The sequence below is a fragment of the Pseudomonas citronellolis genome (assembly GCF_900112375.1).
Classification (GTDB): Bacteria; Pseudomonadota; Gammaproteobacteria; order Pseudomonadales; family Pseudomonadaceae; genus Pseudomonas; species Pseudomonas citronellolis.
In genome coordinates this window covers 84,766-97,797 of the sequence record NZ_FOLS01000015.1, presented here as the reverse complement: position 1 = coordinate 97,797, position 13,032 = coordinate 84,766, and the positions used below count along the sequence as shown (strand labels likewise).

Genomic DNA, 13,032 nt, shown 5'->3' with positions numbered 1-13,032 from the left:
GAAGCCGTACAGGGGGCGGCTCGACAACAATGAACAGGCATTTCCGATTCTTCAGCGTCAGCCTGCTGGCGCTGGCCATCAGCGGCTGCGCCGTGACCAGCGAACCGATCAGCCGCGCGATGAGCGAACAGCGTGCCCGCGACGATCTGGCCGGGATGTTCCGCACGCAGGAGCCGCTCACCGGCGAGCTGACGCTCAACGAGGCCACTGCGCGGGCGATCAAGTACAACCTCGAAGGCCGCCTGAAGGTCATGGAAGAGGCCCTGGCCCAGCGCCAGGTCGACCTCGCCACCTTCGACATGCTGCCGCGCATGGCCCTGGAGGCCGGCTACGCCGGGCGCAACAACGTCAGCGCCTCGTCGAGCAAGAGCGTGCTGACCAACCAGCAGTCCCTGGAGCCCTCGACCTCCCAGGACCGCGACCGCGACGTCGCCGACCTGACCATGGTCTGGAACGTGCTGGACTTCGGCGTCAGCTACGTCAGCGCCAAGCAACAGGCCGACCAGCGCCTGATCATCGAGGAGCGCCGGCGCAAGGTGCGCCAGACCATCGTCCAGGACGTGCGCTCGGCCTACTGGCGGGCGGTGGCCGCCGAACGCCTGCTGGGCCGTATCGATGGCCTGATGGCGCGCGTCGAGCAGGCCCGCAAGGATAGCCAGAACCTCAGCAGCCAGCGCATCGGCGACCCGGTCCAGGCGATGGGCTACCAGCGCTCGCTGATCGAGGCCACCCGCCAGCTGGAAGCGCAGCGCAAGGCGCTGTCGCTGGCCAAGACCGAACTGGCCACGCTGATCAACCTGGCGCCGGGCACCGAAGTCCGGCTGGCCATGCCGGCCGACGACTACCCGCTGCCGGAACTCAAGGTCGGCATGGACAGCCTGGAACGCGAGGCCCTGGCCTCGCGCCCGGAACTGCGCGAGCAGGACTACCAGGCGCGGATCAGCGCCGCCGAGACCAAGAAGGCCATGCTGCGCCTGCTGCCGGGCCTGGAGTTCTCCGCCGGCGGCCACTACGACAGCAACAGCTACCTGGTCAACCAGAGCTGGGCCGACTACGGCGTGAAGGTGACCTGGAACCTGTTCAACGTGCTCTCCGCCCCGGCCGCGATCAAGGTCGCCAAGGCCGGCGAGGATGTCGCCGCGGCACGCCGCCAGGCGCTGTCCATGGCGGTGCTGGCGCAGCTCTACGTGGCCAACGCCAACTACCAGGAGGCGCGCCGGCAGTTCCAGACCAGCGAAGAGCTGGCCAGCCTGGACGGGCAGATCACCCAGGAGTTGCGCAACCGCCGGCAGGCCCAGGGCATCGGCGAGCTGGAGCTGATCCAGGGCGAGCTGAACAACCTGCAGGCCGACCTGCAGCGCGACCTGGCCTATGCCGAGCTGCGCAACGCCTATGGCCAGGTGTTCGCCAGCGTCGGGCTGGATCCGCTGCCGGCGCAGCTGAAGTCCGACTCCCTGGCGGACATCGGCCAGGCCCTGGCCAACCGCGAAGCGCAATGGCAGCGCGGGGAGATCGCCGCGCAACCGCGCTGAGGCGCTCACGCCATCCCGATCGCCGGCTGCAGCGGGCCGGCGCTTGCCTTAGACTGCAGCCTCGCCTGTCATGTCGGAGGACACATGTACCGGGGAAGCTGTCTGTGCGGCGCCATCGCCTTCGTGCTCGAAGGCGAGCTGGCGCCCATCCAGGTCTGCCACTGCGGGCAGTGCCGCAAGGCCCAGGGCGGGCCTTTCGCCACCAACATCCCGGTGCGCCGCGAGGCCCTGCGCCTGCTGGCGGGCCAGGAGCAGCTGCGCGCCTTCGAGTCCTCGCCGGGCAAGCGCCGCTGGTTCTGCGCGCGCTGCGGCTCGCCGATCTACAGCGAACGCGACGCCTTGCCCGGCATCCTGCGGCTGCGTGCCGGCGCCCTCGACGGGGAGTTGCCGAGCCGTCCGGAGGCTCACTACCACGTGGCCTCGGCGGCCAACTGGTGGCCGCTGGACGACGACCTGCCGCGCCATCCCGCCGGCAAGCCCGGTTGAGCGCGGCGGCGAGGTTGTCATGTTCGTTGCGTTCACCGCGCGTTACCCTGTGGGCCGTTTGAGTGGCTGATCGTCAAGGAGGAACGATGTCGGCATCACCCGGCCATTTTCGCGTCATGGTGCTCGGTGGCTATGGCAATTTCGGCAGCCTGATCGTTCGCCGCCTGGCCGGCATCGACGGCATGCGCGTGCTGGTCGCCGGGCGCGACCGCAAGCGCGCCGGCCTGCTGGCCGCGGAGGTGGGCGGCGAGGCGGTGTGCCTGGACATGAACCAGCCGACCCTCGCCGGGCGCCTGCGCGAGCTGGGGGTGGACCTGCTGATTTCCACCGCCGGCCCGTTCCAGGCCCAGGACTACCGGGCGGCGCGCGCCGCGGTGGCGGCGGGGGCGCACTACGTCGACCTGGCCGACGCCCGCGAGTTCGTCTGCGCCATCGGCGAGCTGGACCGCGCGGCGCGCAGCGCCGGGGTGCTGGTGTGCGCCGGCGCCAGCTCGGTGCCGGCGCTCAGCGCCGCGGTGGTCGATGAACTGCTGCCGCGCTTCGCCCGCCTGGACGTCATCCACCACGGCATCAGCTCGTCGGCGAAGATTCCCGGCCAGGCCACCCTGGCGGCCGTGCTCGGCTACTGCGGCAAGCCGCTGCGCCAGTTGCGCGACGGTCGCTGGCAGGCGGTGTACGGCTGGCAGGACCTGGTCGCCCACCGCTTCCCGGCGCCCCTGGGGCGGCGCTGGCTGGCCAACTGCGACGTGCCCGACCTGGAACTCTTCCCGCAGCGCTACCCGACGGTGCGCGAGGTGCGCTTCGGCGCCGGCCTGGGCCTGCGCACCACGCATTTCGGTACCTGGGCGCTGTCCTGGCTGGTGCGCCTGGGCGTGCTGCGCGACGCCAGCCGCCTGAGCCCCTGGCTGCAACGCCTGGCCCAGGGCCTGGAGCCGCTGGGCGACGGGCGCAGCGGCATGTTCGTGCGCCTGGAAGGCGAGGGCGCCGATGGCCGGCCCCTGCACCTGTGCTGGGAACTGCAGGCGGCCGACGATCACGGGCCGAACATCCCCTGCATGGCGGCGGTTGCCCTGGCCCGCAAGCTGGCGGCCGGGCGCCTGGACAAGCGCGGCGCCACGCCCTGCGTCGGCCTGCTGGGCCTGGACGACTACCTCGCCGAGCTGGAAGGCCTGAGCGTGCGCCATGGCCTGCGCGAGCTGGGGCCGCTGCGCGCCGGCACCTGATGCCTCCAAGGGGGTATGCGCGCCGGCGCCGCAGGCCCGTCCGCCGCCGGCTACTGATCCACGACAAGAAACGCGCCGGGCGCCCGCCCTAGACTCCGTGACCGCCCATCCCGCGAGAGGAGTCACCCATGCACGTGGATATCGCCATCGTCGGCGCCGGCCCCGCCGGGCTCTGCCTGGCCCGCGCCCTGTCCGGCCATGGCCTGTCGATCCTGCTGATCGAGCGCCAGGCCCGCGCCGCCCTGGCCGAGCCGGCGGAAGACGGCCGCGAGATCGCCCTGACGCACGCCTCGCGCAACCAACTGCAACAGCTCGGCATCTGGCCGCGGCTGGCCGCGCAGGACATCGCGCCGCTGCGCGATGCCCAGGTGCTCAACGGCCCCTCTCTATTCGCCCTGCGCATCGATGCCGGCCTGGCCGGCGCCGGCCAGCTCGGCCACCTGGTGCCGAACCGGGCGATCCGCCGCGCCGCCTTCGAGGAGGTGCAGGACTGCGCCGACGTGACCCTGCTCGACGGCCGCGCACTGCAATCGGCCAGGGTCGCCGGCGACCGCGCCCGGCTCACCCTCGACGATGGCGAGCAACTGACCGCCGACCTGCTGGTGGCCGCCGACAGCCGCTTCTCGGAAACCCGCCGCATGCTCGGCATAGGCGCGCGCATGGAAGACTTCGGCAAGACCATGCTGGTCTGCCGCATGGCCCACGCCAAGCCCCACCAGCAGGTGGCCTGGGAATGGTTCGGCTACGGCCAGACCCTGGCCCTGCTGCCGCTCAACGGCGACGTCTCGTCGGTGGTGCTGACCCTGCCGCAGCACGAGATGGCCCAGGTGCTGGCGCTGGACGAGGCGGCCTTCGCCCGTGACATCGAGCGCCGCTTCGAACACCGCCTGGGCAGCATGGCCCTGCTCGGGCAGCGCCATTGCTACCCGCTGGTGGGCGTCTACGCCGACCGCTTCGCCGGCCCGCGCTGCGCGCTGCTGGGCGACGCCGCGGTGGGCATGCACCCGGTCACCGCCCATGGCTTCAACTTCGGCCTGCAGAGCGCCCGGCGCCTGGCCGCCGAAGTGCTGGTAGCCAAGCGCAAGGGTGGCGACCCGGGCGCGGCGGGCCCGCTGCGCCGCTACGCCCTGGCGCACCGCCTGGCGACCTGGCCGCTGTACCAGGCCACCAGCCTGATCGCTGGGCTGTACAACGACCCGCGCCCGCCGGCGCGCCTGCTGCGCAACGCCGGCCTGCGCCTGGCCCAGGGCCTGCCGCCGCTGCGCCAGGCCATCGCCCGGCACCTGACGCAGAACGCCTGACACACCGGCCTGGCCCGGGGGAGGGCGCGGGCCGCGATCCGAGAAAGAATGGGAGGAAAGACCATGGCCCTGACATCCGCCGACATCTGCGCCGCCGCCGATCGCCTGAAGGGCTTCGTCGGCTTCAACCGCAAGACTGGCAAGTACCTGGTGCGTTTCAGCGAGGACTCCTTCGGCCTCGACGTGGACGAGGACAGCATCGTCCCGGCCTGCGAGTTCGTCTGGGCGCAGAAGACCGGCGAGCTGATGACCCTCAGCCGCGAATGCCTGCAGATCCTCCAGGCGCAGAACATCGCCGAGCGCCTGGAGTTCGGCGAGGCGCTGCAGACCTACCTGCGACGCACCGACCTGCCGGAGATCTGCGCCCAGCGCCAGCTGAAGTAGCCGGTGCCGCCTGAAAGCTGGTCACGATCTCGCGAGCGAAAGCAGGCGAGGGAGCGTAATGCTGTTCATGGTTCAGCGAAGGCGGGAGCGTAGGGCGTATAACCGTTCGCGGTTATACGCCGTTGGCCGTGCCATCGGAGCGTTCGGTGGGGCCGGTGAATCCGATCGCGGACAAAGTCCGCTCCTACGCCCATGCTTCCTGGAACCGTAGGAGCGGACTCCGTCCGCGATGGGGTTGGCTGGACAGGGGGGAATCAGGGAGCTTCGTGATTGCGCTTCATGCCGAACGGTCCCCTCTCAAGCGGGGGCGGAGCCAGGGTTGGCAGAGGTGTGGGGGCGGAGTTGAACGCGGGCGCAGATGTCGCCGGCCAGTTCGAGAGGTTCGCGAGCAAGCTCGCTCCTACGAAGAGCAAAAGCAAAAGCGCGTTTGCTCTTGGACTTCCAGAGAAACCTCCGCGCGCACCGGAACGCCCCTTCAGAAGGCCGAGCGAAACCGGCGCTCAGGAGGTCATGCGACATGGATGTCGCGAGAGCCCCGCGGGCTACAGGGACGTACCCTCGGGGCGGGCCTCCGTGGCGGGGGAGTTCGCGAGGGTAGCCCGGCTCCATCGGGCCCGTATGCGGGGCAAGCCTTTTTGGTTCCTTTTTGCGGGGGTGGCCTTCCACCGTTTGACAAAAGGGACTCGCCCGAGGGGGCGAAACAAAAAATCTCCGAACACTCGGTGCGGCGCGTTACACCAAGCAAGAAGGCAGCTGGGTTATTCCCCTTCGGGCCAGCGCAAGCGCTGTTCGCGATGGAGCCGCGTCCCGCGTTCGCGGGAATGACGGGTTAGAGATCGAAGCCCTAGCCCCATCCCACATGAAAATGCCGTTTCTCTCATGGAGAGAAACGGCATTCTTTCTTAAGTGAACAACATTACGCTTCCTCGCCTGCTTTTAACGCAGTTATGCCGACACGCAGCAGAGCGTGGACCGGCCCTCAGAGGAACATGCCGCCAGAGGCCTCCACCCGCTGGCCATTGATCCACCGGCTGTTATCGGCCAGCAGCGCCACCACGGCGCCACCGATGTCATCCGGCAGGCCGACACGCCCCAGCGCGGTGTTGCCGGCGATCTGCCGGTTGACCTCGGCGTTGTCGCGCACCAGGCCGCCGCCGAAATCGGTCTCGATGGCGCCGGGGGCGAGGATATTCACCGAGATGCCGCGCCCGCCCAGCTCCTTGGCCTGGTACCTGGTCAGCACCTCCATCGCCCCCTTCATGGCCGCGTAGGCGGCATAGCCGGGCAGGGCGAAGCGGGTGAGGCCGGTGGAGACGTTGAGGATACGCCCGCCATCGGCGAGCAGCGGCAGCAGCTTCTGGGTGAGGAAGAAGGGGCCCTTGAGCTGGATGTTCAGCAACTGGTCGAACTGCGCCTCGGTGGTCTCGGCGAAGGCCGCGTGGATGCCGATGCCGGCGTTGTTCACCAGGTAGTCGAACTGCGGGCGGCCGAAGTGCTCCTTCAGCACGCTTTCCACGCGCTGGGCGAAGTCGGAGAAGCTGGCGCTGTCGGCGACGTCCAGGGGCAGCATCCGCACCCGGGCACCGTGCTGTTCGATCTCGTCGGCGACGATGCGGGCTTCGTCGGCCTGGCTGCGGTAGGTACCGATGATGTCGACGCCGGCTTCGGCCAGGTGCAGCGCGGCGTTGCGGCCCAGGCCGCGGCTGGCGCCGGTGATGAGGGCGATCTTGCGGGACATGGCGTGGCTCCTGTGGGGGTTGGCTTCGGGGACAAGGTTATTGTCCTGCTGGTTGCTGATAAACCTGGCGGAATCGGAAATACTGCTCGTCATAGCCGAACAATCCGCAGGCCCCGCCGCCCATGATCAAGCCCGAACTGTTGCGCACCTTCGTGCGCGTCACCGAACTCTCCAGCTTCACCCAGGCCGGCGAGCAGCTGGGGCTGCCGCGCTCCAGCGTTTCCGAGCAGGTCCAGGCGCTGGAGGAACTGCTCGGCACCCGCCTGTTGCAGCGCACCACGCGCAAGGTCCGGGCGACCCAGGACGGCCTGGTGTTCTACGAGCGTAGCAAGGAGCTGCTGGCGCAGATGGACGAGCTGCAGGGGCTGTTCCGCCGCGACGGCGAGGTGCTCGCCGGGCGCCTGCGGGTGGACATGCCGACCATAGTGGCGCGCAAGGTGGTGATGCCGCGCCTGGGCGAATTCACCGCCCGCCATCCGCAGCTGGAACTGGAAGTGAGCAGCACCGACCGCCGCGTCGACCTGGTGCGCGAGGGCTTCGACTGCGTGCTGCGCGTGGGCGGAGCCGCGGACGCCTCGCTGGTGGCGCGCCCGCTGGGCGGCTTCGAGCAGCTCAACTGCGCAAGCCCGGCCTACCTGCAGGCCTTCGGCATCCCACGCAGCCTGGACGACCTGGCCGGGCATCGCCTGGTGCACTACGTCCCCGTGCTGGGCACACGCCCGGCGGGCTTCGAATACCGCCGCGAGGGCAGGACGCACTTCCTGCCGATGGCCGGCAGCGTGACGGTGAACAACGCCGAGGCCTACGAGGGCGCCTGCCTGGGCGGGCTGGGCATCATCCAGGCGCCGCGCCACGGCCTGCGCGACTACCTGGCCGACGGCCGTCTGGTGGAGGTGCTGCCGGACCTGCGCCCGGCGCCGCTGGAGGTGACGCTGCTCTACGCGCACCGCCGCCAGCCGCCGCGGGTGCGGCTGTTCATGCAGTGGCTGCAGGGCCTGGTGGAGGAGGCGGCCGGCCTCTGAGCCGGCCGCGGGCAACCTCAGCTCGGCCAGTCCGAGTCGAGAATGATCCGGCAGAAGTCGGCGCGTTCGAACTGCGCGTCCTTCAGCGCCAGGACGTCGGCCTTGACGTTGCCGAAGGTGGTCTGCGGCTTGTCCTTGATGCCCTGGTAGAAGGCTTCGATGATGTCGTTCTTGAAGTCGCCGCCGCGCGGGTGGGCGGCCACCACGGCGTCGCGCACGGCTTCGGGGAACTCGGCGTAGTCGATGCCCAGCACGTCCATCTCCACCCCGGCGGTGACCAGGGCGATCTCCGCACGCATGTGCTGCGGGATGCCCGGCGTGGTGTGCAGGGCGATGGCGGTCCACACGGTCTCCACGTCGCGCTCGGCGATGCCGTGGCTGCGCAGGAACTCGGCGGCGCAGTCGGCGCCGTCCACCTCGAAGCGCTCGCACTTGCTGCAGTAGCGCGGCAGCAGGCCCATGTCGTGGAACATGGCGCCGGCGTACAGCAGCTCGGCGTCGTACTGCAGGCCCCGGCGCGCGCCGGCCAGCGCGCCCCAGTAGTACACCCGCGAGGAGTGGTGGAACAGCAGCGGGGTGGCGGTGTCGCGCACCAGTTCGGTGATCTCGCAGGCGAGCTGGCTGTCGGGGACTTTCACCCCTTGGATGTCGAGGGTCATGGCGGCCTCCTGGTGAGTGGTTGCGGCGCTGTGCTGCCGTGCCCCCATTGGAAGCCCGCGCCGCCTTGGCAGCAATCGATGCAGAGGATCGGATCCTGCCAAGTGAAGCCGACGCGCTGCCAACCTTTGGTAAGCCTCTGCTGAAAATGACGTCATAAAACTGACGAAACTTGTTTCAGGTCAAACTAAAAGTCAGCTCTACGTCACATTCCTGCCGCAATCCATTAAGATGCCGCGCGTGCTGTCGCCGTATTGGTACTCGCCGAGCCGTCATCGTGTCCTTCGTTTTTCCCGCCCTTCGTCCCGCACTGCTGCAGCGTGCCCTGGTACTCACCCTGTGGGTGCTGGCGGCGCCCCTGTGCCTGGCGGCTTCCGGCGCCGCGGACGGCGACGGCGCGGCCCTGCGCGGCATGCTGCTGGGCATCCTCAGCTACGTGCGCTGGCCGCGGGAGCCGCAGACACTGGAGCTGTGCGTGCTGGGCGAAAGCGAATACGCCGAGGCCCTGCTGCGCCGGGGCAGCCTGCTGCAGGCCAACGGCCGCCGCGTCGAGGTGCGCCGCGCCCAGGTGGACGACCCCGCCCTGGGCGAGCGCTGCAACGTGCTCTACCTCGGCCTGCTGGATGAGGCGCAGCGCCGGCGCGCGTTCGCCGGGGTCGCCGGGCATCCGGTGCTGTCGCTCAGCGAGCACGACCCCGACTGCAGCGTCGGCAGCGTGTTCTGCCTGGACTTCAGCGCCACGCCGCCGTCCTTCGCGGTGAACCTGGATTCGGTGGCGCACAGCGGCGTGCGGGTGCACCCCAACGTGCTCAACCTCGGCCGGCGGAGGGGCCAGCCATGAACCTGCCGCGCCTGACCGAGCGCCGCAGCACCCGGCGCAAGTCGCTGGGCCGCCTGCTGTACCGCGCGCACCTGGGGGTGGCCCTGGCCTCGGTGTGCATGGCCGGGCTGGCGGTGGCGGTGGTCGGCCTGCTCACCCTGCGCGCCTATGCCGAGCACAACCTGCACCTGATCGGCCGTTCGATGGCCTACACCGTCGAGGCCGCGGTGGTGTTCAACGACAGCGCCGCCGCCGAGGAGGCCCTGCGCCTGGTGGCCAGCACCGAGGAAGTGCGCCGCTGCGCCGTGTACGACGCCCAGGGCCGCCTGCTGGCGACCTGGGAGCGCGGCCACGGGGTGAGCGCGCTGCGGCATTTCGTCGGGCGCTGGTGGCTCAACCACGAGGAAGTGCAGCCCATCGTCCACGATGGCCGGCAGATCGGCGAGATCCGCCTGACCGGCTCCGGCGGGCGCCTGCTGACCTTCCTGATCACCGGCCTGGGCGGCATGCTCGGTTGCCTGCTGCTGACCGCCCTGGGCGCCTTCTACCTGTCGCGGCGCATGGTCAGCCGCATTGTCACGCCGCTCGACCGCCTGGCCCGGGTGGCCCACGCGGTGCGCCGCGACCGCCAGTTCTCGCGGCGCGTGCCCTCGGCGCGCATCGCCGAGCTGGACGAGCTGGGCGGCGACTTCAACGCGCTGCTCGACGAGCTGGAAGCCTGGCAGCAGCACCTGGAGCGCGAGAACGCCTCCCTGGCGCACCAGGCCAATCACGACAGCCTCACCCACCTGCCCAACCGCGCCTTCTTCGAGGGCCGCCTGAGCCGCACCCTGCGCGAACTGGCCCAGCGCGGCGAACAGGCAGCGGTGCTGTACATCGACTCCGACCGCTTCAAGGCGATCAACGACGAACTCGGCCATGCGGCCGGCGACCGGGTGCTGGTAGCGATTGCCGAGCGCATCCGCGGCCAGCTGCGCGACAGCGACCTGGTGGCGCGCCTGGGCGGCGACGAATTCGCCGTGCTGCTGGCGCCGCTGCCGGACAGCCGCGCGGCGCTGCGCGTCGCCGACGACATCCTGGCCAGCATGGCGGCGCCCATCGCCCTGCCGGACGGCAGCAGCATCAGCACCTCGCTGAGCGTCGGCGTGGCGCTCTACCCGCGCCACGGGCGCACCCTGGCCGAGCTGCTGCACCGTGCCGACGGCGCCATGTACCAGGCCAAGCGCCGCGGCCGGGGCATGCGCAGCCTGGCCGGCGAGGACACGGATTCCAACACCGAGGACTACAAGGAGATAGCCCGTGATAGCCAAGCCCCTGAAACCTAGCCGCCTGTTCATCGGCCTGCTGCTGACGCTGCTGCTGGCCGGCTGCCAGACGCCGCCGGCGCCGCAGAAGGGGCTGAGCGCCGAGCAGGTCGCGGCCCTCCAGCAGCAGGGCTTCCAGCTGGGCGACGAGGGCTGGGAACTGGGGCTGTCGAGCAAGGTGCTGTTCGGCAACAACGTCGACAGCATCGACCTGTCCAGCCGCGGCGAGGTCGAGCGCATCGGCCATGCGTTGCTGGCGGTGGGCATCGACAAGCTGCGCCTGGAAGGCCATACCGATTCCTACGGCGATGCGGGTTACAATCAGCAGCTCTCGGTGCGCCGGGCACAGTCTGTGGCCCAGGTGCTGGCCGGCATCGGCATGCCCCGGGACAACCTCGAAGTCATCGGCCGCGGCATGCAGCGCCCGGTGGCGGACAACAGTAGCGCCGCCGGGCGCATGGAGAACCGCCGGGTCTCCATCATCGTCCCGGCCGAGTAAGGAGTCGCCGTGGAGCGGTCTTCGCCATTGGCTGCCTACCGCCTCGCTGTGAGCGAGCGGGGGTTCGTCGAGGATGCCGCGCAATGGCACGCGGCACAGCGCCTGGAGGAATGCCAGGCGGCCCTGCACCGTGGCGAGCGGCCAGCGGGCGTGTACCTGTGGGGCCCGGTGGGGCGCGGCAAGACCTGGCTGCTGGACCGCTTCCACGCCAGCCTGCGGGTGCCCGCGCGGCGCCAGCATTTCCATCATTTCATGCAGTGGGTGCACCGCCGCCTGTTCCAGCTGTCCGGCACCGCCGCGCCTTTGCAGGCGCTGGCCGCCGAACTGGCCGGCGAGGTGCGGGTGCTGTGCTTCGACGAACTCTTCGTCAGCGACATCGGCGACGCCATGCTGCTGGGCGGCCTGCTGCAGGCCATGTTCGAGCAGGGCGTGGTGGTGGTCGCCACCTCCAACCAGCCGCCCGATGGGCTGTACGCCGACGGCTTCAACCGCGAGCGCTTCCTCCCGGCCATCGCCGCCCTGGAGCGCCACATGCAGGTGCTGGCCACCGACGGCGGCCAGGACCACCGCCTGCACCCGGGCGCGCCGGTGCAGCGCTACTGGCTGTGCCGCGCCGAGGTGCCCAGCGCCCTGGGCTACGTGTTCGCCGCGCTGGCCGGCAGCGGCAGCGAGGCGCCGCTGGCGCTGGGCAACCGCGAACTGGCCGTGGTGCGCCACGGCCGCGGGGTGCTCTGGTGCCGCTATGCCGACCTCTGCGAGCGGCCCTGGTCGGCCCAGGACTTCATCGGCCTGTGCGATCGCTTCCACGCCATCCTGCTTGGCGACATCCCCGAGCTGGGCGGCGAGCGTCGCGAGGCGCGCATCGCCCGCGGCACCGAGGACGGCGCCCGGCGGGTGGTGGCTGGCGACCGCCAATTGCCGGCGCTGTCGGCCCGGGACGACGGCGTGCGCCGCTTCATCGCCCTGGTCGACGAATGCTACGACCGTGGCGTGCCGCTGTACCTGGAGGCCGAGGTGGCGCTGGAGGCGCTGTACACCCAGGGCGGCCTGGAGTTCCCCTTCCGCCGCACCCTGAGCCGCCTGCGCGAGATGCAGACCAGCCGCTTCGGCCGCTGAGCGGCGCGCGGGCGCGTTCGTCGGAGCTGTTCCAGACTTGTCGATTCCGCGTCCCGCCGGACGACCAGGAACAGGGCGCGGCCAAGGTGGCCGCGCGCCCAGACGAGGAGACAGCCCATGTCCCGCATCCAGCGCATCACCCCCTGCCTGTGGTTCGACGACCAGGCGGAGCAGGCCGCGGCCTTCTACACGGCCATCTTCCCCAACTCGCGCATCGGCGCCATCAGCCATTACGGCGAGGCTGGCCAGGAAATCCACGGCCACTCGCCGGGCTCGGTGATGACCGTGGCCTTCGAGCTGGACGGCGTCGCCTTCACCGCGCTCAACGGCGGGCCGCTGTTCAAGTTCAGCGAGGCGCTGTCGTTGCAGGTGAATTGCGACAGCCAGGAGGAGATCGACCACTACTGGGAACGCCTGTCCGCCGGCGGCCCGGTGGAGGCGCAGCAGTGCGGCTGGCTGAAGGACAGGTATGGCCTGTCGTGGCAGATAGTGCCGGCCGTGCTCGCGGACTTGATAGCCGGCCCGGCGACGGCGGCGTCGCAACGCCTGATGCAGGCGCTGCTGGGCATGAAGAAGCTGGATATCGCGGCGCTGCGCGGGGCCTACGACGGGGCCTGAGCGGCGTACAACCGCGAACGGTTGTAGCAGGCGAGCATGGCTTCTCGTAGGAGCGAGCTTGCTCGCGAATGAGCCCCGCAGCGGAGTCTGTTCGCGAGCAAGCTCGCTCCTACGAAAATCGCCTCGGCGCACCCTTGCCCGCTCCTACATTGGCATGGCATGGATGGGGTGGCGTAGGAGCGAATCTCATCCGCGAAACGCGCCGGGATGTCCGGCCATCGCGGACAAGGTCCGCTCCTACGGGGAAGAAATACCGTGCCACCCGGCAACCTGTAGGAGCGGGCCCTGCCCGCGAAATCGCGCGCAGGGCGCGCTCCTACATTGGCATGGCG

13 protein-coding genes are annotated in these 13,032 nt (G+C 70.2%); 11 read left to right on the top strand and 2 right to left on the bottom strand.

The features are described 5' to 3' along the window. Positions 1 to 29: 29 nt before the first annotated feature. From BM060_RS15785 to BM060_RS15765, 5 genes are all read left to right on the top strand, one after another. Positions 30 to 1,532: a TolC family protein gene (locus BM060_RS15785; RefSeq protein WP_074980894.1), complete on the top strand. Its 1,503-nt coding sequence runs from the start codon at positions 30 to 32 to the stop codon at positions 1,530 to 1,532. Positions 1,533 to 1,616: 84 nt separating this feature from the next. Next, positions 1,617 to 2,018: a GFA family protein gene (locus BM060_RS15780; protein ID WP_043316721.1), complete on the top strand. Its 402-nt coding sequence runs from the start codon at positions 1,617 to 1,619 to the stop codon at positions 2,016 to 2,018. An 86-nt stretch (positions 2,019 to 2,104) separates the two neighbouring features. Further along, positions 2,105 to 3,241: a saccharopine dehydrogenase family protein gene (locus BM060_RS15775; protein ID WP_074980893.1), complete on the top strand. Its 1,137-nt coding sequence runs from the start codon at positions 2,105 to 2,107 to the stop codon at positions 3,239 to 3,241. Positions 3,242 to 3,369: 128 nt separating this feature from the next. After that, the gene (gene ubiM, locus BM060_RS15770; protein WP_074980892.1) at positions 3,370 to 4,542 is read left to right on the top strand and encodes a 5-demethoxyubiquinol-8 5-hydroxylase UbiM; all 1,173 of its coding nucleotides are present in this window, start codon (positions 3,370 to 3,372) and stop codon (positions 4,540 to 4,542) included. Between the two features lie 63 nt (positions 4,543 to 4,605). Continuing rightward, the gene (locus BM060_RS15765) at positions 4,606 to 4,926 is read left to right on the top strand and encodes a DUF2025 family protein (protein WP_009621849.1); all 321 of its coding nucleotides are present in this window, start codon (positions 4,606 to 4,608) and stop codon (positions 4,924 to 4,926) included. Positions 4,927 to 5,905: 979 nt separating this feature from the next. Here BM060_RS15765 and BM060_RS15760 read toward each other — a convergent pair. Beyond that, positions 5,906 to 6,664, bottom strand: a complete 759-nt coding sequence (locus tag BM060_RS15760; RefSeq protein ID WP_074980891.1) for an SDR family NAD(P)-dependent oxidoreductase — start codon at positions 6,662 to 6,664, stop codon at positions 5,906 to 5,908. Between the two features lie 122 nt (positions 6,665 to 6,786). Here BM060_RS15760 and BM060_RS15755 point away from each other — a divergent pair, with 122 nt between their 5' ends. Continuing rightward, positions 6,787 to 7,686, top strand: a complete 900-nt coding sequence (locus BM060_RS15755; RefSeq protein ID WP_074980890.1) for a LysR family transcriptional regulator — start codon at positions 6,787 to 6,789, stop codon at positions 7,684 to 7,686. A gap of 17 nt (positions 7,687 to 7,703) precedes the next feature. Here BM060_RS15755 and BM060_RS15750 read toward each other — a convergent pair whose 3' ends face one another. Further along, the gene (locus tag BM060_RS15750) at positions 7,704 to 8,345 is read right to left on the bottom strand and encodes an HD domain-containing protein (RefSeq protein WP_074980889.1); all 642 of its coding nucleotides are present in this window, start codon (positions 8,343 to 8,345) and stop codon (positions 7,704 to 7,706) included. 275 nt (positions 8,346 to 8,620) lie between these two features. Here BM060_RS15750 and yfiR point away from each other — a divergent pair, with 275 nt between their 5' ends. The 5 genes from yfiR (at position 8,621) to BM060_RS15725 (ending at position 12,700) form a co-directional block, all read left to right on the top strand. Continuing rightward, positions 8,621 to 9,184 carry a regulatory sequestration protein YfiR gene (gene yfiR, locus BM060_RS15745; RefSeq protein ID WP_074980888.1) on the top strand — a complete coding sequence of 188 codons (564 nt, stop codon included), beginning with the start codon at positions 8,621 to 8,623 and terminating at the stop codon, positions 9,182 to 9,184. Continuing rightward, positions 9,181 to 10,488 (top strand): diguanylate cyclase DgcN/YfiN, encoded by a 1,308-nt coding sequence (gene dgcN, locus BM060_RS15740; protein WP_074980887.1) that lies wholly within the window; start codon positions 9,181 to 9,183, stop codon positions 10,486 to 10,488. The genes yfiR and dgcN overlap by 4 nt, the downstream gene beginning before the upstream one ends. Then, positions 10,463 to 10,966 (top strand): outer membrane lipoprotein YfiB, encoded by a 504-nt coding sequence (gene yfiB, locus BM060_RS15735; protein WP_074980886.1) that lies wholly within the window; start codon positions 10,463 to 10,465, stop codon positions 10,964 to 10,966. The genes dgcN and yfiB overlap by 26 nt, the downstream gene beginning before the upstream one ends. 9 nt (positions 10,967 to 10,975) lie before the next feature. Further along, the gene (gene zapE, locus BM060_RS15730; RefSeq protein WP_074980885.1) at positions 10,976 to 12,082 is read left to right on the top strand and encodes a cell division protein ZapE; all 1,107 of its coding nucleotides are present in this window, start codon (positions 10,976 to 10,978) and stop codon (positions 12,080 to 12,082) included. Between the two features lie 117 nt (positions 12,083 to 12,199). Then, positions 12,200 to 12,700: a VOC family protein gene (locus BM060_RS15725; protein ID WP_074980884.1), complete on the top strand. Its 501-nt coding sequence runs from the start codon at positions 12,200 to 12,202 to the stop codon at positions 12,698 to 12,700. Positions 12,701 to 13,032 lie beyond the last annotated feature (332 nt).

Excerpts from the sequence above, each read along its gene's own strand:
- BM060_RS15785 (WP_074980894.1), top strand. The coding sequence starts at position 30 with ATGAACAGGCATTTCCGATTCTTCAGCGTCAGCCTGCTGGCGCTGGCC.
- BM060_RS15780 (WP_043316721.1), top strand. The coding sequence starts at position 1,617 with ATGTACCGGGGAAGCTGTCTGTGCGGCGCCATCGCCTTCGTGCTCGAA.
- BM060_RS15775 (WP_074980893.1), top strand. The coding sequence starts at position 2,105 with ATGTCGGCATCACCCGGCCATTTTCGCGTCATGGTGCTCGGTGGCTAT.
- ubiM (WP_074980892.1), top strand. The coding sequence starts at position 3,370 with ATGCACGTGGATATCGCCATCGTCGGCGCCGGCCCCGCCGGGCTCTGC.
- BM060_RS15765 (WP_009621849.1), top strand. The coding sequence starts at position 4,606 with ATGGCCCTGACATCCGCCGACATCTGCGCCGCCGCCGATCGCCTGAAG.
- BM060_RS15760 (WP_074980891.1), bottom strand. The coding sequence starts at position 6,664 with ATGTCCCGCAAGATCGCCCTCATCACCGGCGCCAGCCGCGGCCTGGGC.
- BM060_RS15755 (WP_074980890.1), top strand. The coding sequence starts at position 6,787 with ATGATCAAGCCCGAACTGTTGCGCACCTTCGTGCGCGTCACCGAACTC.
- BM060_RS15750 (WP_074980889.1), bottom strand. The coding sequence starts at position 8,345 with ATGACCCTCGACATCCAAGGGGTGAAAGTCCCCGACAGCCAGCTCGCC.
- dgcN (WP_074980887.1), top strand. The coding sequence starts at position 9,181 with ATGAACCTGCCGCGCCTGACCGAGCGCCGCAGCACCCGGCGCAAGTCG.
- BM060_RS15725 (WP_074980884.1), top strand. The coding sequence starts at position 12,200 with ATGTCCCGCATCCAGCGCATCACCCCCTGCCTGTGGTTCGACGACCAG.